Source organism: Pseudoalteromonas sp. CH_XMU1449-3, assembly GCF_037027245.1.
Lineage (GTDB): Bacteria > Pseudomonadota > Gammaproteobacteria > Enterobacterales > Alteromonadaceae > Pseudoalteromonas > Pseudoalteromonas shioyasakiensis.
The window spans coordinates 425,358-445,851 of sequence record NZ_JAYMDY010000002.1 but is presented as its reverse complement, the minus strand read 5'-3'; the positions used below and the strand labels follow the sequence as shown (position 1 = coordinate 445,851).

The 20,494-nt window shown below is 42.3% G+C and carries 19 protein-coding genes; 11 read left to right on the top strand and 8 right to left on the bottom strand.

Annotated elements, in window-relative coordinates:
- Nucleotides 1–6 precede the first annotated feature (6 nt).
- Together metH and WA256_RS04590 are read left to right on the top strand one after the other, a co-directional pair.
- Nucleotides 7–2,637 carry a methionine synthase gene (gene metH, locus WA256_RS04595; protein WP_063529560.1) on the top strand — a complete coding sequence of 877 codons (2,631 nt, stop codon included), beginning with the start codon at nucleotides 7–9 and terminating at the stop codon, nucleotides 2,635–2,637.
- A 342-nt stretch (nucleotides 2,638–2,979) separates the two neighbouring features.
- The gene (locus WA256_RS04590; RefSeq protein WP_335989291.1) at nucleotides 2,980–4,020 is read left to right on the top strand and encodes a GGDEF domain-containing protein; all 1,041 of its coding nucleotides are present in this window, start codon (nucleotides 2,980–2,982) and stop codon (nucleotides 4,018–4,020) included.
- Nucleotides 4,021–4,060: 40 nt separating this feature from the next.
- On the opposite strand, the gene WA256_RS04585 is transcribed toward WA256_RS04590, so the two are convergent.
- Nucleotides 4,061–4,258: a CsbD family protein gene (locus WA256_RS04585; protein WP_054562286.1), complete on the bottom strand. Its 198-nt coding sequence runs from the start codon at nucleotides 4,256–4,258 to the stop codon at nucleotides 4,061–4,063.
- Nucleotides 4,259–4,454: 196 nt separating this feature from the next.
- Nucleotides 4,455–5,222: a substrate-binding periplasmic protein gene (locus tag WA256_RS04580; RefSeq protein WP_252949113.1), complete on the bottom strand. Its 768-nt coding sequence runs from the start codon at nucleotides 5,220–5,222 to the stop codon at nucleotides 4,455–4,457.
- A gap of 169 nt (nucleotides 5,223–5,391) precedes the next feature.
- On the opposite strand from WA256_RS04580, the gene hrpB reads away from it, so the two are divergent.
- Nucleotides 5,392–7,812: an ATP-dependent helicase HrpB gene (gene hrpB / locus WA256_RS04575; RefSeq protein ID WP_335989288.1), complete on the top strand. Its 2,421-nt coding sequence runs from the start codon at nucleotides 5,392–5,394 to the stop codon at nucleotides 7,810–7,812.
- A 38-nt stretch (nucleotides 7,813–7,850) separates the two neighbouring features.
- Here hrpB and WA256_RS04570 read toward each other — a convergent pair whose 3' ends face one another.
- Entirely contained in the window at nucleotides 7,851–8,153 is a 303-nt protein-coding gene (locus WA256_RS04570; protein ID WP_058586485.1) for a helix-turn-helix domain-containing protein, read from the bottom strand.
- Nucleotides 8,146–8,520: a type II toxin-antitoxin system RelE/ParE family toxin gene (locus tag WA256_RS04565; RefSeq protein ID WP_304636995.1), complete on the bottom strand. Its 375-nt coding sequence runs from the start codon at nucleotides 8,518–8,520 to the stop codon at nucleotides 8,146–8,148. Before WA256_RS04565 ends, WA256_RS04570 begins: the two co-directional genes overlap by 8 nt.
- A gap of 239 nt (nucleotides 8,521–8,759) precedes the next feature.
- Here WA256_RS04565 and WA256_RS04560 point away from each other — a divergent pair, with 239 nt between their 5' ends.
- Nucleotides 8,760–9,197, top strand: a complete 438-nt coding sequence (locus tag WA256_RS04560; protein ID WP_335989283.1) for an acyltransferase — start codon at nucleotides 8,760–8,762, stop codon at nucleotides 9,195–9,197.
- A 4-nt stretch (nucleotides 9,198–9,201) separates the two neighbouring features.
- On the opposite strand, the gene WA256_RS04555 is transcribed toward WA256_RS04560, so the two are convergent.
- Together WA256_RS04555 and WA256_RS04550 are read right to left on the bottom strand one after the other, a co-directional pair.
- Nucleotides 9,202–10,293 (bottom strand): alkene reductase, encoded by a 1,092-nt coding sequence (locus WA256_RS04555; protein WP_335989281.1) that lies wholly within the window; start codon nucleotides 10,291–10,293, stop codon nucleotides 9,202–9,204.
- A 99-nt stretch (nucleotides 10,294–10,392) separates the two neighbouring features.
- Entirely contained in the window at nucleotides 10,393–11,280 is an 888-nt protein-coding gene (locus WA256_RS04550; RefSeq protein WP_335989279.1) for a LysR substrate-binding domain-containing protein, read from the bottom strand.
- Nucleotides 11,281–11,390: 110 nt separating this feature from the next.
- On the opposite strand from WA256_RS04550, the gene WA256_RS04545 reads away from it, so the two are divergent.
- The 7 genes from WA256_RS04545 (at nucleotide 11,391) to WA256_RS04515 (ending at nucleotide 19,238) form a co-directional block, all read left to right on the top strand.
- Entirely contained in the window at nucleotides 11,391–12,572 is a 1,182-nt protein-coding gene (locus WA256_RS04545) for an MFS transporter (protein ID WP_335989277.1), read from the top strand.
- A gap of 89 nt (nucleotides 12,573–12,661) precedes the next feature.
- Nucleotides 12,662–13,129 carry a nuclear transport factor 2 family protein gene (locus WA256_RS04540; protein ID WP_062566732.1) on the top strand — a complete coding sequence of 156 codons (468 nt, stop codon included), beginning with the start codon at nucleotides 12,662–12,664 and terminating at the stop codon, nucleotides 13,127–13,129.
- A 317-nt stretch (nucleotides 13,130–13,446) separates the two neighbouring features.
- Nucleotides 13,447–14,037, top strand: a complete 591-nt coding sequence (gene betI, locus WA256_RS04535; protein ID WP_055020667.1) for a transcriptional regulator BetI — start codon at nucleotides 13,447–13,449, stop codon at nucleotides 14,035–14,037.
- A gap of 1 nt (nucleotide 14,038) precedes the next feature.
- Nucleotides 14,039–15,502 carry a betaine-aldehyde dehydrogenase gene (gene betB / locus WA256_RS04530; protein WP_274168388.1) on the top strand — a complete coding sequence of 488 codons (1,464 nt, stop codon included), beginning with the start codon at nucleotides 14,039–14,041 and terminating at the stop codon, nucleotides 15,500–15,502.
- On the top strand, nucleotides 15,502–17,172 hold the full coding sequence (gene betA / locus WA256_RS04525; RefSeq protein ID WP_335989272.1) for a choline dehydrogenase: 1,671 nt from the start codon (nucleotides 15,502–15,504) through the stop codon (nucleotides 17,170–17,172). The genes betB and betA overlap by 1 nt, the downstream gene beginning before the upstream one ends.
- Nucleotides 17,173–17,301: 129 nt before the next feature.
- The gene (locus WA256_RS04520; RefSeq protein WP_063706359.1) at nucleotides 17,302–18,519 is read left to right on the top strand and encodes a hypothetical protein; all 1,218 of its coding nucleotides are present in this window, start codon (nucleotides 17,302–17,304) and stop codon (nucleotides 18,517–18,519) included.
- 11 nt (nucleotides 18,520–18,530) lie between these two features.
- The gene (locus WA256_RS04515; protein WP_063706362.1) at nucleotides 18,531–19,238 is read left to right on the top strand and encodes a TorF family putative porin; all 708 of its coding nucleotides are present in this window, start codon (nucleotides 18,531–18,533) and stop codon (nucleotides 19,236–19,238) included.
- A 76-nt stretch (nucleotides 19,239–19,314) separates the two neighbouring features.
- Here WA256_RS04515 and WA256_RS04510 read toward each other — a convergent pair whose 3' ends face one another.
- Together WA256_RS04510 and WA256_RS04505 are read right to left on the bottom strand one after the other, a co-directional pair.
- On the bottom strand, nucleotides 19,315–19,530 hold the full coding sequence (locus WA256_RS04510) for a hypothetical protein (protein ID WP_335989266.1): 216 nt from the start codon (nucleotides 19,528–19,530) through the stop codon (nucleotides 19,315–19,317).
- A gap of 48 nt (nucleotides 19,531–19,578) precedes the next feature.
- Nucleotides 19,579–20,469, bottom strand: a complete 891-nt coding sequence (locus WA256_RS04505; RefSeq protein WP_105175287.1) for a dienelactone hydrolase family protein — start codon at nucleotides 20,467–20,469, stop codon at nucleotides 19,579–19,581.
- Nucleotides 20,470–20,494 lie beyond the last annotated feature (25 nt).

Below are 20,494 nucleotides of genomic sequence, written 5' to 3'. Positions count from 1 at the left end.
ACCGACATGACTGACCAAATTGCTGTATTTACTAACGTCGGTGAGCGTACCAATGTAACAGGCTCGGCTAAGTTTAAGCGCTTGATCATGGAAGAAGATTACGAGACCGCTCTCGATGTTGCCCGTGAACAAGTTGAAAATGGCGCGCAAGTGATTGATATCAATATGGATGAAGCCATGTTGGACTCGAAAGCGGCGATGGTAAAGTTTTTAAACTTAATTGCCTCAGAGCCTGATATCTCAAAAGTACCTATCATGGTCGACTCATCTAAATGGGAAGTGATTGAAGCAGGCTTAAAGTGTATTCAAGGTAAGGCCATTGTTAACTCAATTTCACTTAAAGAAGGTGAAGAGCCATTTATTCGCCAAGCTAAGCTAATTAAACGCTTTGGCGCTGCTGCGGTTGTAATGGCATTTGATGAAACCGGGCAAGCTGAAACCGCTGATCGTAAGTTCGAGATTTGTCAGCGTAGTTACAAAATACTCGTTGATGATATTGGCTTTCCGCCAGAAGACATTATTTTTGACCCGAACATTTTTGCCGTCGCAACGGGTATTGAAGAGCACGATAACTACGCTGTTGAGTTTATCGAAGGTACGCGCCGAATTAAGCAAGGCTTACCGCACTGTAAAGTGTCGGGCGGTGTATCGAATGTGTCGTTCTCGTTCCGTGGTAATAACCCAGTTCGTGAAGCTATTCACTCAGTGTTTTTATACCACGCGATTAAAGCGGGTATGGATATGGGCATTGTAAATGCGGGTCAATTAGCGGTTTACGATGATATCCCCGAAGAGCTGCGAAAAGCTGTAGAAGATGTGATCCTCAATACCGACCCAGGTGCTGGTGAGCGACTTGTTGAACTTGCACCCAAATACTCAGGTATGGCGCAAGCAGAGAAAGTAGAAGATTTAGAGTGGCGTACTTGGCCTGTTGAAAAGCGCCTAGAACATGCGTTAGTAAAAGGCATTACCGAGTATATTGACGAAGATACTGAAGAGTGCCGCAAGAGCAAAGCTAAGCCTATCGAAGTGATTGAAGGTCCGCTGATGGACGGAATGAACGTAGTAGGCGACTTATTCGGTGCAGGTAAAATGTTCTTACCTCAGGTTGTTAAATCTGCTCGTGTAATGAAACGCGCCGTTGCTTATCTTGACCCTTTCATTGAAGCCGAAAAAGAAGAGGGCGCAACCAATGGTAAAGTGGTTATGGCAACCGTTAAGGGCGACGTACACGACATTGGTAAGAATATTGTAGGCGTTGTACTGCAGTGTAATAACTACGAGGTTATCGACCTTGGTGTGATGGTGCCGGCAGAGAAAATCTTGCAAACCGCCATTGACGAAAAAGCCGACATTATTGGTTTATCAGGGCTTATTACCCCTTCGCTTGATGAAATGGTGCATGTTGCGAAAGAAATGACCCGTCGTGGCTTTGAATTGCCGCTACTAATTGGTGGTGCAACAACCTCTAAAGCGCATACCGCGGTTAAAATTGAACCTCAGTATGATAAAGGTGTGGTTTACGTCAATAATGCCAGCCGCGCTGTTGGGGTGGTTTCTAATTTACTGTCGAAAGAGTTAAAGCCGGCATTTTTAGAGAAAACCAAGGCTGAGTATGAAAAAGTACGTGAACAACAAGCACGAAAAAAGCCGCGCTCAAAACCCGTTACTTTACAGCGTGCTCGCGACAACGCTGTAAAACTTGATTGGGACAACTACACACCACCTGTGCCGAAAAAGCTGGGTGTGACTGAGTTTAAAGATGTTTCGATTGCGACGTTAAGACAGTACATCGACTGGACTCCTTATTTCATGACGTGGTCAATCGCTGGTAAGTATCCACGTATTCTTGAAGATGAAATTGTAGGTGAACAGGCTAAAAGCTTATTCGCAGATGCTAATGCAATGCTTGATGAGCTTGAGCAATCAGGTGCGCTACAACCTCTAGGTGTCATTGGCTTATTCCCTGCAAACCGAGTAGGGGATGACATTGAGATTTACACCGATGAGTCGCGTACAACGCTTTTAACTACATCGTGTCATTTACGTCAGCAAACGGAAAAAACCGACTTTGCTAACTACTGTTTAGCTGATTATATTGCGCCAAAAGGCACTCCTGATTACTTTGGTGCTTTTGCGGTTACTGGTGGTCTTGAAGAAGACGACCTTGCCGATGCCTTTGATGCTAAGCAAGATGATTATAATAAGATTATGGTTAAAGCCGTTGCAGACCGTTTAGCTGAGGCGTTTGCTGAGTACTTGCATGAGCAAGTGCGTAAAGAGTATTGGGGCTATGCGGTAGATGAAAATCTATCGAACGATGAACTTATTCGTGAAAACTACCAAGGTATTCGCCCAGCGCCAGGTTATCCTGCTTGTCCTGAACATACAGAGAAGAAGAAAATCTGGCAGTTACTTGATACCGAGCAGCGTATTGGCATGAAGCTAACAAGTTCATACGCAATGTGGCCGGGTGCGGCGGTTTCTGGTTGGTATTTCTCTCACCCTGAAGCTAAGTACTACGCAGTGGCGCAAATTCAAAAAGATCAGGTAGAAGATTACGCTAAGCGTACCAACATGACTCTTGCAGAAGCCGAGCGTTGGTTGTCGCCTAATTTGGGCTATGAACCAGAATAATAACCTTTAGTTATTAGCTTTTGTTTAAATTAAAAACGAGCCCCCAAATGGCTCGTTTTTTATGCTCATTTTTTATCATACTTTATTCTTTTTAATTGTTTTAATACTGGCAAATTCCTTCTATTTTAAATATTTGTGTTAAAGTTATACCAATTCGCTTAATAAAGTGGTCTATTTTGAGGCAATAAAACCTCGTTGATAACAAGGCAAAAATTTCGTTATTTAGTTGTTCTAAATCAGAAATTTTTAACGCAGGTAGCGACAGGTTTAATCCCTCAAAATGATTAAGTATTATTGCGGATTGGTATTGTTGAGATTGATCAAGAAATCTAAGGTGAAATTGTGATTGATACAGTGAATGCAAGTGACAAAGATAAAGCGCGATTTTTACGTGTTTTTGCATTTATTGGTTCGATTACCTCGTTTTTAATGGCGATCACCAGCTATCAAGATGGTTACCATGCCCTTAGCTATTTATTGATTATTGGCGGCTTTGTGTTTGCCTCCCCTTTTGTCATTAAAAATCGTGACGAAACCATCGCAGTACTTATGCTGTACGCCCTCTATTCGATGATGTGTTTTTTAATTGTCTCTGGGGGGAGCAATGGCACGGGGCCATTGTGGTTGTTTATCGTATCCCCCGTGACGTTTTTTATTCGTGGCTTAAAGCGCGGAGCGTTCGATCTTATCTTGCTTGCCAGTATTATCTCGGTGCTTTTCTATTTTACCGATCAATTTGGTTATTACAGTTATCCGAGTCACTACTTTCCTACACGTGTCATGCTGTGTTTCTCGATTTTATGTATTTTGGCTGGCTTCTACGAATATTACCGCAATAAATACAGTTTGCAGTTAATGGAACAACTTAAGCTTAATCAAAAGCTTGCACGTACTGATGCGATGACTGAACTCGCTAACCGTCGCTACGCAACTGAATGCTTGCAAGATAAGCGCTTTGGCGAAGGGGCTGTGTTCTTGCTGATGGATGTTGATAACTTTAAACAAATCAACGATACCTACGGTCATCAAGTGGGCGATGAGGTGCTAATATTTTTCGCTGATGTCTTTAAAGAAGTGTGCACAGAAGAAGATGTTATTTCCCGTTGGGGAGGCGAAGAGTTTCTAATTGTGATCCCAACAGGGCATGAGCTTAGAGCTAGAAAAGTCGCTGAAAAAATCCATAAGAAGCTCGCTGATAAGCCATTTACGAGCGGCCAGCATCGTTTTCATGTTACCTTAAGTATTGGCTTGTACGTGCGCGTTGCTGATGAGAGCGTGGATCACTGTTTGAACATTGCCGATAAACGGCTTTACCGCGCTAAATCGCAAGGTAAAAATCAAACGGTTGCTGAAGTCGATTTAGCAAAGCATGAGCCTGCTTGATAAATAAAGCCGCAATTAGCGGCTTTATTGATTGCTCAATTTAATGGCTTTTTTCAAAGTCGCTGACTTCACGCTCAGCTTCTTCCTTAGATTTACCGTATTTTTGCTGAAGTTTACCAACCAGCTCTTTACGGCTACCTTCAATTTTATCTAAATCATCATCGGTAAGGTCACCCCATTTACGTTGTGCTTTACCTTTCAGCTCTTTCCAGTTGCCTTCTAAACGATCGCTGTTCATCATAATCTCCTTACTTTGTTAAACATTCATCTTAGTAAGAGCAATCGCTGTACCAATTTGATGAAATTTATTAACTGATTGATTTATAGTTGTTTTATTCTTTCACATATAGTTAGTGGAATTTAAAAGTTTGCAATTACTACGTAGTTTTTAGAATCAGCCTGTAATATTTTCTGTTGCGCTAGTTTTTAGATACTTAGTGGCTCTTAGAGGTATAGCGATTGATTATCCGCGTGTATTCTTCAGTTGATTTTAGTTTACGCAAGTTCTCGTTAAACAGGTCTCTTAAGGCTTCGTCTCGAAATAAAAAGCCACTGGGGTTTTTGCCAAATAACGCAAATCGTTGCACAGGTTTAGAGACATCAATTTCGTCATTGATATTAATTAACGCTCGATAATAATCAAAAATTTTACCGTCCATCTGGATCACTTCGTAGCGCTCTCGATACAAAAGCTGTACTTGTGCAAGCTGATCATAGGTTTCTGCGTATTGTGGGTTTTCTCTGGCCATTGCTTGATATTCTGGTGAGAGTAATTCTTTTGCACCTTGCCATGAAAGAACACTAAAGTGTTTTAATTGTGCAATAGAGCTAAGCTGCAGATTTTGCTTGGCCAGACTAAAAGCAAAGTTCTCGTAGCTGTAAGCAATATCTGAAAAATAACCGCTCATTTGATGGGTTTCGATAACTTTTTCATTAATATCAGACACAACATCAACTAAGTTCTCAGTATACAAAGGGATCCGCCTTGCATAGGGAACGTAGACAAAGTGTATTTGATAACCGTGAACACCGAGTGTTGCACGAAGTAAGTCAGGAATAATGCCTGTGTTGTCTTCAACCATCACCCAAGGGGGTAGTGTATTGCCAAGTGCAACCGTAATTTTTTGCTGACTAAATGCTTTTTGAAACGGGAAAACTAAAAGTAGCAAGGTGATTAAAATGCGGGTGTAAATCCTGAACAAGTTAATTCCTTATTCTGATTTTTGTTTGGTCGTTTAATCAAGAATAAGTCTAAACTGGCAGAATGCAATGTTTTCACTTCTAAAGCCCGAGATAGAAAATAAGCCTATAGCCATCGCAATTTTTAGTTTTTTGATACAATGCGTGAAAAGAAAGTAAGAGATACCTAACGTGCTGCCAGTTCAAGATATTTATCAATCCCTGTTAACCACATTACAGAGTAACCCAATGGCCTTATTGCAAGCGCCACCGGGAGGGGGTAAATCAACATGGCTGCCTCTTACTTTAATGCGCGAAGGGCACTTTAAACGCATTGTTATGTTAGAGCCAAGACGACTGGCCGCACGCAATATTGCCCAGTATTTGGCAAGTCAGCAGAATGAAAAAGTCGGTGACAGTGTCGGCTTACGCATTCGTGGTGAATCAAAAGTAAGTTCTGCAACTAAACTCGAAATTGTCACTGAAGGCATGCTGACACGTATGTTGCAAAATGACCCAGAGCTTAGTGATGTAGACTTACTTATTTTTGATGAATTTCATGAGCGCTCAATTGCCGCAGATACGGCTTTGGCATTTGCCCTCGAAACACAGGCGGCACTTCGCGATGATTTAAAAATCTTACTGATGTCGGCAACCTTAGACGGCGATCGTTACAGTGAGTTTTTCAGCTGTCCTATTATTTCATCACAAGGACGAAGCTACCCTATTGATGAAGTGTATATTCCACTTAAAGACGAAAGCCGTTGGCTCGATGACATACCTGCAGTAATAAAACAGGCGCTTAGTGAGCAAGCGGGCAGTGCTTTAGTATTCTTGCCGGGGCAGCGTGAAATCATGCGCGTTCAGCAGTCTTTAAATGATTTAGGTGATAGCGTTGAAGTATTTAGCTTGTATGGTGAGCAAAATAAAAACGAGCAACAAGCTGCTATCGCGCCTGCTAAAAATGGCAAACGCAAAGTGGTATTAACCACCAATGTCGCTGAAACCAGTTTGACCATTGAAGGAATACGCATTGTGGTTGATAGCGGCAAACGCCGTGCTGCCAATTTCAATTTAAAAACCGGTGTTACAGAGCTTGTTACGCAAAGTATTTCTCGTTCTTCTGCCATACAGCGCGCTGGTCGTGCTGGGCGAATTGAGCCGGGGGTTGTGTATCGATTAGGCTCTAAACAAACTTTTGAGCGCCGTAATAGCCATGATGCGCCAGAAATTCTGACCAGTGATATTAGTCAGTTGTTATTAGAGGCAAAGCAGTGGGGGGCATCACTTGCTGAGCTTAGCTTACTCGACCCACCTAGTAGTCAGCAGATTAAACAGGCAACGGCACTTTTAAAAATGCTCGAAGCCATTGATGAAAATGAAAAGCTGACACCCCTTGGCAGCCAAATGCTGAGCTATGGAGCCGATATTCGCCTCTCGCATATGCTCATTAAGGCAAAGCAACTAGAGCAGCACATGTCTGGTATTTATGTATTAGCGGGGTATTTAACTGCACTGCTTGAAAGCCGCATTAGTATGCCAGCTGATCTTAATTTGGCATTGCATAGTCAGCACAGCAAACCGCACCCAGTATTTAAGCAGCAATTAAATTATTGGCTATCGCGCTTACAACTCAAGCCGGTTAATGAGCTTAAAACAGAGTATTTGTCGCTGCTGGTGGCACTTGCCTTTCCTGACCGTTTAGCCAAAAAACGCGGTAATGGTTATTTACTTGCCAATGGTGCGGGCGCTGATTTAAGTGAGGAGTTTTGGCATAACGATGACTATATTGCCATTGCGCATATGGGCGGCCATAAGGGAAACCGTGTTTTTGCTGCTGTTGCCTTTATGCCAAGTGAGCTTGAAGATGAGCTTTCGCATTTATTTACTGAGCAAACTCGCTGCGAATACGATGAAAAAGCAGGGCGTTTTATTCATCAAGATGAGCTCAAGCTCGGTGCTATCACAATAGCGAGTCAGCCAAGTAAACAGCCACTAGATAAAAACGAGCGAACCAAAGCCTGGTTAAACTTATTTAGTAAGCAGGGCTTTTCGTTATTTAATGAACAACCCGACAGTGAGCAGTTACTTATTCGAATGAGCTTGGCAAGTAAGCTGTTACCAGAGTCATTCCCGCTTTTAAATCACGATGAATTAATTGCCGATAGCCAATGGCTTGCACCTTATTTGGATGATATTAAAAACCTTGAGCAATTAAAAAAGTTCAATTACAGCGAAGCGATTAAAAGCTGTTTTGATTGGCAGCAGCAAAGTTTATTGAATGAATTGCTCCCCTTGCGATTAACGGTGCCAAGTGGTTCAAATGTAAAAGTGACCTATCAGCTCGATGGCCCTGCGAAGCTCAGTGTGCGCATGCAAGAAGTGTATGGCATGACCAGCACGCCTTTGCTAGCCCAAGGTAAACTACCATTATTAATGGAGCTATTATCACCAGCGCGGCGACCACTACAGCTAACTCAAGATTTAGCTAATTTTTGGCAAACAAGTTACCGCGATGTGCAAAAAGAAATGAAAGGGCGTTATCCAAAACATTTTTGGCCAGACGACCCCGCCACCAGCCAAGCGACTAATAAAGTAAAAAGTAAGATGTGATTTTAATGAAGTGAGTTTTACAGCGCTTTGGATTAGGCTTAAGCGATTACTTCTAACCCTTTTTGCTCTGCCAGAGTGAGCATTTTCAATGCTGCTCCTCTTGGTGAGCTATCACCTTGCTCCCATTTTTTAACTAACTTGTCACTGACATTTAAGTATTGAGCAAAAACCGGTTGTGAGAGATTGTATTTCAGTCTTAAATTACGAACTTGTTCGGGGGTAAATTCATGAACACTTGTAAGGCACAATGCGTCAAATTTACGCATCGTCGTTTTGTCTATAACTCCTGACTTTTTTAATCCACTCGCTGTTTTGTGAACTGACTTTAATATGTCACTCATGATCATCACCTACAATTAAAAGTTCGCCATCATCGACTAGTTGTTCAAGTTCACTTTGGGAAAATCGAATAAACTCTTTTGCTAACTCTCTTAATGCTAATTTTTCTTTAGCGTTTATATTAGCTCTAGCGTTTTTAGCAAACACATAGAGAAAGAAATATTTATCACCAATTACCGCCCCGACAATAGTTCTATAACCAGCTCTTTTTCCTTTACTGCCCATGGCTACGCGCTTTTTATAGACATTACCACCTAGGTCTGCATCATAAAGGCCTGCTGACATCTCTTTGCAAGCGTTTATTAAATCAGCATCAGACAGACTTTCTTTTTTCGTGCGCGAAACAAAATCCTTTGTTTTATAAATCATAGTATACTCCATTAGGGTACACTTTCAATGTTCCACTCAGTAGCAAATCAATGATAATGAAGTTTTCATTGGTGTCCCTCTATTGTTGATAGCAGAAGTAATGGGTGATTACTAGTTATCTATCTGCGCAAAACCAATACGAATAAAATAAACCGTTACAATTTCTGGCCTTGTTTTGGTTTCTCTTTTGTTGGTTGTTTAGTAGTCTGAATTAGTCATTAGTAAAAAAGAGAAAGTCGGTGTCTGCAGCTATTACCCTTGCTCAATACGTTAAAAAACGCACAGGTGTGCCCCTTGGGCATAAAGATTCGTTGCGCAATATGCTGACACGCTCGCTGGGTGCGAGTTCGTTTTATCTGTTTTGGCGATATTGGAATCCGGTGTGGAGCTATTATTTATCTCGGTATGTAATGAAGCCTTGCAATGACATTTTGCCGGCTTGGTGTGCCCTTGTTGTGACTTTTGCTGTCAGTGGGGCGCTGCACGATTTAGCGGTGAGTTTAGTGAAGTTAAAGCCACTATTCTTTTTTACTCCTTGGTTTACTGTGATGGGCGTGTTGGTATTAGTAAGCAAGTACAGCCAACTCCAGTTTAGCTCTGCTCCTTGGTGGTTAAGAGCGCTCGCCAACATCAGCTTTATTGTATTGAGCTTTTGGTTGACGAGCCACCTTTTTTAGCGCGTTACTGCGTTGCTAAAGGGTAGTCAGTGTAGCCTTTAGCACCGCCTCCAAATAAGGTATCTGGATCATGCTGAGCCAGTTCAATGCCTTGTTCAATGCGCGCTGGCAGATCTGGGTTTGCAACAAACGGGCGACCAAAACCTATTAAATCAGCCCAGCCTGCGGCTAATGCTTGCTCTGCTTTCTCGCCAGTGTATTTGCCTGCATAAATCATTAACCCGGCATAGTTTTCACGCAGTGCTTGTTTAAAACTTTGCTCCATTAATGGCGCATCATCCCAATCAGCTTCGGCAATATGCAGGTAAGCAACGTTGAGTTCATTGAGTACTTTCGCTGCGCCAATATAGGTTTCAAACGGGTTATCATCAACAGTCCCATTGAGGGTTGTGAGTGGAGCAAGGCGCACGCCAACACGCTCAGCGCCAATTTCATCACATACCGCTTGTGTCACTTGTTGTAAAAAGCGTAAGCGGTTTTCTAAACTGCCGCCGTATTCATCAGTACGTTGGTTCGACTCTGAATCAATAAATTGATTAATTAAGTAACCATTAGCAGCGTGAAGTTCAACACCATCAAACCCTGCATCAACTGCATTACGGGCAGCTTGGCGGTATTCGTTTATAACCTGTTTGATGTCGTCATGACTCATTGCACGTGGCTGTGCTGTGGCAACAAAGTCGGGTTTGTCATCTTCATCAATAAAAACTTTAACGTCTTTAGCTGCAATCGCAGATGGCGCGATTGGTTGCTCGCCACCTGTGTTACTTGGGTGAGATACTCGGCCAACATGCCAAAGCTGAGCAAACATAATGCCACCAGCTTGATGAACTTTGTCGGTTACTTTCTTCCAACCTGCAATTTGCTCGGCAGTGTAAATACCCGGTGTCCAAGCATAACCCTTACCTAGGGCTGATATTTGTGTGCCTTCGCTGATAATTAAGCCGGCGCTGGCACGCTGGGCATAGTAGTCGGCCATTAACTCATTGGCGATATCACCGGGTTGTGATGAGCGAGAGCGGGTCATCGGTGGCATAACAATGCGGTTTTTTAATGTATGACCGGCAAGTTGTACGGTATCGAATAATTTGTTCATTACGGCTCCTTGAAAGCGAATATGCTTTCAGCATAACGAAAATCATTTATGAAATTAATGCCACTAATCACAAAACACTTTTGTTAAAAGTGCAAAAAATTAAAGCGTTAACCTGGGTGCTATAAAGTCTAAAAACGCTAATACTCGTGATGACACACCGCTGTTTTGGTAATACACCGCATGCACTTTTTCGCGGCGATTAGGGCTCAGTACCTCGCCTTCAAGCACTTTTACTAAACGGCCTGCTTTTAAATCTTCGTTGATCATAAATTCCGACAACAAGGTAATGCCATGACCTTGAATACAAAGCTGACGCACAGTTTCACCACTTGATGCACTGATTGAAAATTTCAGGTCTAACGGCGTGGTTAGCGGCCAGTGGTTTAAATGTGGCGCATCGGTAAAACCAATAAGCTGGTGCGAGGCTAAGTCGGTTAGCTCATTTAATGGTGGCGCCGCTTTTAAATAATCAGGGCTGGCAACGAGCTGTAGTTTGCTAACTCCCAAAGTGCGCGCATGCAAGTTTGAGTCAGCGAGTTCGCCAATACGAATAGCAATATCGGTTTTATGCTCAAGTAAATCGATAATGTTGTCGTGGCTGGTGATCTCGAGTTTTATATCAGGATAAGTTTGGTTAAAGGCTTTTAAGTGTGGTGCTAATTGGTGAAACACAAAAGGACTTGCGGCATCCACTCTTAATTTTCCTGATGGGGCGCAGTGCAGAAGCTTTAAGGCCTCTTCGCCTTGTGCAAGCTGGCTGAGTGCTTCTCTAGCATAGCCCAAAAATAACTGACCTTCTTCGGTTAGCTCAATGCGCCTTGTGGTGCGGTTAAATAAAGTGACGTCTAAGGATTTTTCGAGCCGAGTTACCGCCCGTGATATTTTTGCTACTTGCTCATCGAGAGCATTGGCTGCACTTGAGAACCCGCCGGTATCAACCACGCTAATAAATGCTTCTAAATCTTGGGTGTTGGAGATCACGCTCATGGTTTTACCTTTTCATTTTTGACAAAAGTATTTTGTCACTACTGCTATTTTTTGCAAATTTAATTTTAGCCACAATAGCCGCACTTTCAAAATTAAACAGAGGATATGTGATGCCAATAGCATTACTTGCGTTAACTCTCAGTGCGTTTGCCATAGGCACCACTGAGTTTGTGATTGTCGGCTTAGTACCAACCATCGCTGAAGATTTAGCGGTTTCGTTACCGAGTGCCGGGCTACTTGTAAGCTTGTATGCTTTGGGTGTTGCGGTGGGGGCGCCAGTATTAACTGCGCTAACAGGGCGATGGAATCGAAAACATGTATTACTTAGTTTAATGAGCCTATTTGTAATCGGTAATTTACTTGCTTGGCAAGCACCTAGTTATGGCAGTTTGATCACAGCAAGGATTCTAACTGGCCTTGCCCATGGGGTGTTTTTCTCAATTGGTTCAACCATCGCAACAGGGCTTGTCAGTAAAGATAAAGAAGCCAGTGCTATTGCGATTATGTTTACAGGTTTAACGGTTGCATTGGTAACCGGAGTGCCATTAGGGACTTGGATTGGTCAGCACTTTGGTTGGCGAGCGACCTTTTTAGTGGTGTCTTTACTGGGCTTAATTGCACTGGTTGGTAGCGCGTTTTTAATTCCGAGCAACTTAAAGCAAAGTAAACCGGCGACTTTGAGTGAGCAGCTAAAAGTAATGGTGCAACCTAGGCTTTTACTGGTGTACTTGATGACCATACTTGGTTATGGCGGCACATTTACTGCTTTTACCTATTTAGCGCCCATTTTAGAGCAGCAAACTGGATTTGCATCAGCCACTATTAGCTTAATCATGCTGGTATATGGGGTATCGGTTGCTGTTGGTAACATCTACGGCGGTAAGTTAGCCGATAAAAAAGGCCCCATTAGTGCGCTGACAATTATCTTTAGTGCTTTGAGTATTGTGCTGTTGGTGCTGACCTTTACCATGCAATCTAAAGTCGCTGCGGTACTGACCATACTTGTATGGGGGGCATTTGCGTTTGGTAATGTGCCTGGGCTGCAAGTCTATGTGGTTAAACTTGCCGAAAAGTTCGCACCCAATGCCGTCGATGTGGCATCAGGGTTAAACATTGCAGCGTTTAATATCGGGATTGCGCTGGGCTCAGTGTTAGGTGGCGTTGTCGTTGAAAACTACTCATTGCAAGACACTGCTTGGATTGGCGCTATCATCAGTTTAGCGGCGTTAATTGCAACACGATACAGCGGCTATTTAGATAAACGCGAGATCCCAAAGGCACAAACAGCTTAAAACTAAATTGTTGATAGTTCGATGCTTTGTCGTTATTTTAGGTGCGTAGTTTGATTATTAGTCAATAACTAAAACCACAAGGAATAACGATGAAGCACCTTTATTTTCTAGCTATTTGCCTGTTAAGCACATTTAGCAGCCAAGCAAAGCAAGTTAACCCAGAGCTCACAGCATTAGCACAGCAGTACTTTAATACCATGGTTGCAACACAAGCACCCAATGCCACCAACAAAGAGTTAGAAGCCTTTTTAGCTTTATTAACTGACGATGTAGCAAATCAACACTTACCTTATCAAACCGATGATTCAAGAGAACCAGATGGTAAAGCCATGATGCGTAAAGGCATGACTTTTTACCTTGGGGCGCACACTGAATATCAAGCAAACTTACTCGATACCTTTATTTTTAATGATTCTGCCATTGCTTTGCGTTATACCCATCACGCTAAAGGTATACACCCACAAAACCAGCAAGAAATTGAATACACGCAAACCATTATGGATGTACTCGAAATAGAAGATGGCAAGATAGCGGTTATTCGTAAATACCACGAATGAGCTTAGCTTAACTTTTAGCCTAGTATAAGCGCTTTTATAAGCGCTTTTATAAGCGCTTTTATAAGCGCTTTTTTATTAAAAATACGCCTGCAATAAATTTTCTCTTTTTTCCGCATTTTAGCTTAAATTCATACTTTTTAGGCTTTATTTTGAATAAATTTAAAACTTTTTTATATTTCGGATAATAAACGTAAGAACAGTGGGTTAGCTTAACTTACGAGTGTAGCTTTGCGGTTGTTTACAATTTGTCAACCTTGAATTGCCATGCTCATTACCTTAACCTTTATTTTAATTGAACGTTCAATCAATAAAAAATTATGCCGAAAGTTGGAATGGAACCTGTTCGTCGTCAGCAGTTAATTGACGCCACAATAGAGTCGGTTGCAGAGCTTGGTTTGCAAGGCACCACCATAAATAGCATTAGTAAAAAGGCGGGCTTATCGTCTGGCATTATCAGTCATTATTTTGGTGGTAAGCAGGGCTTAATTGAAGCCACTGTGCGTTATTTATTGACCAGCTTAAAGCAAGCACTTTTGAATCAAGTAACGCCACAAACTAGTCCAGAGCAACGATTAATGTTTATCGTTGAAGCAAACTTTTCGCGTATTCAGCAGCAAAGCAACAACACCAAAACTTGGTTGAGCTTTTGGGCGCATTCAATGCACGACGCCCAGTTGCATCGCTTACAAAACGTAAATAGTAAACGTTTATTTAGTAACTTATTAAGCTCATTCAAACAGTTAATGAGCGATAGCGATGCCAATTTAGCTGCTGAGCTAAGTGCAGCCATGATCGATGGTTTATGGCTAAGAGCCGTATTAAGTAAGTCAGACCAAGATCAATTCGAAAATTGTGAGCGATTAGCCAAAGACTACATTCGTTCACTGATAAAACAGTATGGAGCCTAAAATGACCACACCTGTTTACGAAAATTTTATTAATGGCCATTTTTTAAAGAATCAATCTGGCGATACCTTTGCAGTTAAGAACCCTGCAACGGATGAAGTGATTTATCACGTTGAAATCGCTGATGAGTTTATTCAAAACGCGGCAATCGAAAGCGCAAAACAAGGGTTTGCAGCATGGTCTGCAATGACGCCAATTGAGCGTAGCCGTATTTTATTAAAAGCCGTGGCAATCTTACGCGAACGTAACGATGAACTGGCAAAAGTAGAAGTACTTGATACGGGTAAGCCTTGGCAAGAAGCCGAGTGTGTCGATGTTGAAACTGGCGCCGATGTTATCGAATATTTTGCTGGTCTTGCTCCTGCACAAGTGGGTCAGCAACAAATGGTTGGCAATGATTTTTACTACACTCGTAAAGAGCCTTTAGGTATCTGTGCCGGTATTGGTGCATGGAACTACCCACTACAAATTGCTTGTTGGAAATCAGGCCCAGCACTGGCTGCGGGTAATGCGGTTATTTTTAAACCTTCAGAAGAAACACCACTTGGTGCAATTAAACTTGCAGAGATTTTCATCGAAGCGGGTGTACCTGCTGGCGTATTCAACGTCGTGCAAGGCGCTGCTGAAGTAGGGCAATGGTTAACAGCAAACCCAAATATTGAAAAAGTGTCTTTCACTGGTGAAGTAGGCACAGGCAAAAAAGTAATGGCAAGCGCTGCTGGTTCACTTAAAGATGTGACCATGGAGCTTGGTGGTAAGTCACCGTTATTAGTATTTGATGATGCCGATGTATCACAAGCTGTTAGTGCGGCAATGCTAGGTAATTTTTATACGCAAGGCGAAATCTGCACTAACTGTACGCGCATTTATGTGCATAAAAATGTTTATCAGCAGTTTATTGATGAGCTGAAAACACGCACTGAGCAAAATATTATTGCTGGCGACCCAATGGATCCTGAGGTGAATTTAGGGGCGCTTATCTCTAAAAAGCATCAAGAGCTTGTACTTGGCTATATCGATAAAGGTATTCAAGAAGGCGCAACCTTATTAACCGGCGGTAAGGCACTATCACCAGCATCTGCTCCAAACGGCTACTTTGTGGAACCGACCGTTTTTGTCGACTGTAAAGACGACATGACCATAGTTAAAGAAGAGATCTTTGGCCCGGTAATGAGCGTGTTGGTGTTTGATGATGAAGATGACGTTATTCAGCGTGCAAACGATACCCACCTTGGCTTAGCCGCAGGCGTGTTCACTAAAGATATTCAGCGTGCACACCGCGTGATCCACCAGTTACAAGCCGGTATTTGTTGGATAAACAGCTATGGTAATTCACCTGCAGAAATGCCCGTAGGTGGTTACAAGCAATCAGGTATCGGCCGTGAAAACGGTATCGAAACTTTAGATCACTATACCCAAACTAAATCGATTTATGTGGGTATGAGCAATATAGAGAGTCCATTTTAATGAGTACACAGAACTATGATTACATCATAGTCGGTGCTGGCTCAGCAGGCTGCGTGTTGGCAAACCGACTATCAGCAGACCCTTCTAATAAGGTGTTATTACTTGAAACGGGTGGTAGCGATAAAAGCATTTTTATAAAGATGCCTACCGCGCTATCAATCCCAATGAATACTGACAAATATGCATGGCAATTTCATACCGAGCCAGAGCCATATTTAGATAACCGTCAAATGCACTGCCCACGAGGTAAGGTGTTAGGTGGCTCATCATCGATTAACGGCATGGTCTATGTACGTGGTCATGCCAAAGATTTTGATGAATGGCAGCAACACGGCGCTAATGGTTGGGATTACCAAGCATGTTTACCGTACTTTAAACGTGCGGAATCATTTTACTTAGGTGGTAACAGTTACCGTGGCGATAACGGCCCATTAGGGGTTAATAACGGTAATGAAATGGCTAATCCGCTTTATAAAGCCTTTATCAAAGCGGGCCAACAAGCAGGTTATGCGCAAACTGATGACTACAATGCAGCCCAGCAAGAAGGTTTTGGGCCAATGCATATGACGGTTAAAGATGGCGTAAGAAGCTCTGCTAGCCGTGAGTATTTAGACCCAGTTAAGTCACGTAAAAACTTAACGCTAGTCACTGGTGCCTTAGCTGAAAAAGTTCTGCTAGAAGGCAAAAAAGCCGTGGGTGTTGAGTATTCAGTATCTGGCTCTAAGCAGCAAGCATTTGCAGCAAAAGACGTTATTTTAAGTGCGGGCCCAATTGGCTCACCGCATATTCTGCAATTATCAGGTATTGGTGATAAAGACATCCTGAGCGAAGCGGGTGTTGAGGTTAAACACCACTTACCAGGTGTTGGCCAAAACTTACAAGACCACTTGGAGTTTTACTTCCAATATAAGTGTAAGCAACCAATTACTTTAAACGGCAAATTAGGCCTTGTTTCAAAAGGGCTAATTGGTGCTCGTTGGCTATTAAACCGCTCAGGTTTAGGGGCGACGAACCATTTTGAATCATGTGCATTTATTCGTTCAAAACCGGGTGTTGAATGGCCAGATATTCAGTATCACTTTTTACCAGCAGCCATTCGTTATGACGGTAAGAGTGCCTTTGATGGTCATGGTTTCCAAGTTCATGTTGGGCATAACAAACCAAAAAGCCGTGGTGCAGTAACGATTAAGTCGGCGGATCCACAGGTTGCGCCTAAGATCCAATTTAACTACTTACAGCATCAAGATGACATTGAAGGCTTTAGAGCTTGCGTACGTCTAACTCGCGAGATTATTGAGCAAAGTGCGTTTGATGAGTATCGCGATGGTGAAATTCAACCCGGTAAAGATATTCAAAGCGATGAAGAAATCGATGCGTTTGTTCGTCAAGCGGTTGAGAGTGCTTACCATCCGTCATGTTCGTGCAAGATGGGTGAAGACGAGATGGCCGTGGTTAACTCGCAAACTCAAGTACACGGTATCGAAGGTTTACGGGTTGTAGATTCATCTATTTTCCCAACCGTTCCAAACGGTAATTTAAATGCGCCTACCATTATGGTGGCAGAAAAAGCGGCGGACCACATTTTAGGTAAGCCTGTGTTATCGGCATCAACTGCAGATGTTGCCATGGAAAAACAATGGCAATCAACGCAGCGTAGTTCGGAGATCTAATAAGGCCACCCGCAGTTTCGGCTGTGGGGCTTGCAGTGGCGCGCATCACGAGTTGTTTGTGGTGCGTTAATGCGAGGAATAAAACTGGAGAAACAATGAAGTATTATTACTTATTTTGGGGGGGTAACTATGACCTTTTGGCTTAGTGCTGGCATCATTTTTACCCTGTTAGCAATTGCAGTTATTTTATTTAAATGGGGTACGGTTAGGTGTGTTGGCGTCACACCGGTTAGAACGTTTACGTTTATTGCAATTTTATTTACATCGGGCCTAGATGTTGGCTTGATTATGTTTCCACTGACAGAGTTTGCAGGTTATGCAGACATAAAAGCAAGCCCAGAGTATGCGTTTGCCAATCCATTAGCCATCGAGTTTGGTTTTTGGGGCTTCTTGATCTGGGGATTTTATTTCCTTACGTGCTTTTATTTCTGCGTAATAGAACCCAAAGTAAAGTTCTTTGAAATTGCTTGGGTAAGACTAATTAATAACATCGTTATTATTGGTACATGCGCATTTACTGCATTTTTACTGCTGTCGAATTTACCTTGGTATTTGCCGTCGCTTGGTGATGGTGAGTCAATTATTCCGACATTCTACTTAATGGTGTTTGCAGCGATTTGTTTTGCTGTGTATTCGAGCACAGACATTAAGTATGTACGCTTTTTAAGTATTTCTACTACTTGGTTGTTTATCGCTTTAATCGCATTTATGTGGTTCGGTGCCTTTGTAGGTTCTGATGCACAAACATCAGCATTTGTTGATAACCTTACGTTGATCGGTGGTTACTTTGGCAACATCAATGAGTTTGTATTACCACTAAATGATTACCATGCCTTCTACCTGTTTTGGTGGTTTGCTTGGAGCATCATGATTGGTCAATTTACTTCGCGCTTTGTGGGTGGCTTAAAAACTTACCAAGTGCTGGCGGCTATGTTGATTTTCCCGTCTATTCCAATCGCTATCTGGTTTAGTGTTTTGTATCAATATCATGAAGCGGGTATTGCAACAGCAGGCCTGAAAAACATCGCTATGGTGTTTGTTGGTGTGGTGTTTGTGATCAACTCACTTGATTCTTTGATCCGTTTATACACAGATAACCTAAACTTAACGGTGAAACGTTTAGGTAAGTTTAATTATATTGCCTTAAATGTGGTGGCGCTTTCATTGCTAACCCTGCTGTTTAAGTTCGACTTTTTACAGATCCAATGGGTTGGTGCGCTCGTTATCGCGTTATTTTTCGGCTGTGCTGCGTTTATTGGCTACAGCAAATTAAAAACAGTGAAAAATATCGAAGGTTCACCAAAAGACAATAAATTAGATTACACAAAAATAGAAACAGTTAGCTAAGGGAAACCAACATGACAACAAGACAAACAGTATTAGCAGCAGCGTTGCCATTGGCATTACTGTCGACATCAGCCATGGCTGACTTATCGACTACGGTTACATTGGCATCGGATTACACCTTCAATGGTGTAAGCCAAACCATGAATGACCCCGCGATTCAGGGTAGCTTAGATTATGCCTTTGCAGATTCAGGTATGTATGTAGGTACGTGGGCTTCAAATGTAGATTTTGGCGAAGGCACCGACATCGAGTGGGATGTGTACTTTGGTAACTATGCTGAGTTAACCGATGCTCTTAGTGTTGATTATGGTATTGCCTACTACTCGTATCATGGTGAAGATCACTCGAGCGATGGTAATTATCCAGAGGTGTATTCGAAATTTGGTTACGACAGCAGTATAGGCCAAGTAGAATTTAACTTGTGGTATAGCTGGGATTATTTTGGCACCGGTGCAGGCCATTTAATTTACATGGTCGCTCACACATTTGAAGTTGCACCAAATCATGCTTTTCGTGCTAGTTTTGATGTTTCTAACTCATTAGATGGCGATAAGTTTAGCTGGGATGGCAGTGATAAGTCATACAAGCATTATCGTTTAGCGTATCAAACGAGCTATGCGGGCTTTGATATTGAAATTGCAGGTGAAAATACCAGCATTGATTCTGAATATGCAGATGAGCGAATCGTTGCGTCAATTTCTCGCAGCTTTGATTTATAAGTAGGGCTTTATTAGCACAGCTTTAATAAAAACGGCTAACCAAGGTTAGCCGTTTTTTATGTCTAGAAAATGAGTATTAAATCTCTTCGCCTTCGTGTTGCATCGCTAAATCATCAAGCTCCGAAAGGGTGTAATCAAAACCACTGGTATCGACTTCGTAGCGTATTTTTACGCCAAAACCACCTTGGCAAAGGGTCGCAGTGACTTTAGCCACTGACCAATGCTTAAGCTTGTTTAAAAACCGATTGGCGGTTTGCTGTGAGTCAAAGCGATAACTGACTTGCGATTCCATCTTTTTTCTAGCCTAAAATTTTTTCGAGAGTGTATGAAATTGCTTTGTTTAAATCAATTGCTCATTGAAAAACGCCAATGTGCGCTGCCATGAAAGCTCTGCCTGTTTTTCATCATAACGAGAGGTAGAGTCGTTATGAAAGCCATGGTTTGCCTTTTCATACATATGCATAGTGTAAGGCACTTGATGCGCTTTTAAGTCGCTCTCGTATTCTGGCCAAGTTGCATTAACGCGGTTATCAAATTCAGCTAAGTGTACAAGTAGCGGGGCTTTTATATTTTGTCTGAGTTCTTTAACGGCAGGAGTGCCGTAATAGGGCACGCCCGCATTAATTAATTTGCTATCAACTGCTGCTAGGTAGTTGACTATATAACCACCAAAGCAAAAGCCTACCGCACCGAGTTTGCCATTACTATTTGGGTGTCTTTTTATGTATTCAGCTGCGGCAATAAAGTCTTGTTGGATTTTTTCTTTATCCATAGAGCGCTGCATTGCGCGACCTTCATCGTCATTACCAGGATAGCCACCAAGAGGGTGTAATGCATCTGGCGCAAAGGCAATAAATCCAGCTTTGGCAAGGCGGCGAGCAACATCTTTAATATAAGGGTTTAAGCCTCTGTTTTCGTGGATCACTAACACTAATGGGTGCTTACCCGTTAAGTTAGCGGGTTCGACTAAATAACCTTTACCTTCGCCATGGCCTTTAAACGAGTCAAAGGTTTTATAGCTGGCTTTGATATCAGGGTCATTAAAGGACACTTGCTCAGCTAATGCATAGTTTGGCAGTAAAGCGCTACTTAGCATTGCCATTGAATAACCAAGAGCGACTAAGCCACCTAGCTTTTTCATAAAGGTACGGCGGTCCATCAAGCCATGGGCGTATTCATCGTACCAATCGAAAGCTTCTTGGGGAATGTGGTTATGGCGTTGCTCAGTCATACTTATATCCTTTAAAAACGAGTTA

Excerpts from the sequence above, each read along its gene's own strand:
- betI (WP_055020667.1), top strand. The coding sequence starts at position 13,447 with ATGCCGAAAGTTGGAATGGAACCTGTTCGTCGTCAGCAGTTAATTGAC.
- WA256_RS04585 (WP_054562286.1), bottom strand. The coding sequence starts at position 4,258 with ATGAACAGCGATCGTTTAGAAGGCAACTGGAAAGAGCTGAAAGGTAAA.
- WA256_RS04515 (WP_063706362.1), top strand. The coding sequence starts at position 18,531 with ATGACAACAAGACAAACAGTATTAGCAGCAGCGTTGCCATTGGCATTA.
- WA256_RS04540 (WP_062566732.1), top strand. The coding sequence starts at position 12,662 with ATGAAGCACCTTTATTTTCTAGCTATTTGCCTGTTAAGCACATTTAGC.
- WA256_RS04545 (WP_335989277.1), top strand. The coding sequence starts at position 11,391 with ATGCCAATAGCATTACTTGCGTTAACTCTCAGTGCGTTTGCCATAGGC.
- WA256_RS04570 (WP_058586485.1), bottom strand. The coding sequence starts at position 8,153 with ATGAGTGACATATTAAAGTCAGTTCACAAAACAGCGAGTGGATTAAAA.
- WA256_RS04565 (WP_304636995.1), bottom strand. The coding sequence starts at position 8,520 with ATGATTTATAAAACAAAGGATTTTGTTTCGCGCACGAAAAAAGAAAGT.
- WA256_RS04550 (WP_335989279.1), bottom strand. The coding sequence starts at position 11,280 with ATGAGCGTGATCTCCAACACCCAAGATTTAGAAGCATTTATTAGCGTG.
- metH (WP_063529560.1), top strand. The coding sequence starts at position 7 with ATGACTGACCAAATTGCTGTATTTACTAACGTCGGTGAGCGTACCAAT.
- WA256_RS04510 (WP_335989266.1), bottom strand. The coding sequence starts at position 19,530 with ATGGAATCGCAAGTCAGTTATCGCTTTGACTCACAGCAAACCGCCAAT.
- betA (WP_335989272.1), top strand. The coding sequence starts at position 15,502 with ATGAGTACACAGAACTATGATTACATCATAGTCGGTGCTGGCTCAGCA.
- betB (WP_274168388.1), top strand. The coding sequence starts at position 14,039 with ATGACCACACCTGTTTACGAAAATTTTATTAATGGCCATTTTTTAAAG.
- WA256_RS04555 (WP_335989281.1), bottom strand. The coding sequence starts at position 10,293 with ATGAACAAATTATTCGATACCGTACAACTTGCCGGTCATACATTAAAA.
- WA256_RS04505 (WP_105175287.1), bottom strand. The coding sequence starts at position 20,469 with ATGACTGAGCAACGCCATAACCACATTCCCCAAGAAGCTTTCGATTGG.
- WA256_RS04520 (WP_063706359.1), top strand. The coding sequence starts at position 17,302 with ATGACCTTTTGGCTTAGTGCTGGCATCATTTTTACCCTGTTAGCAATT.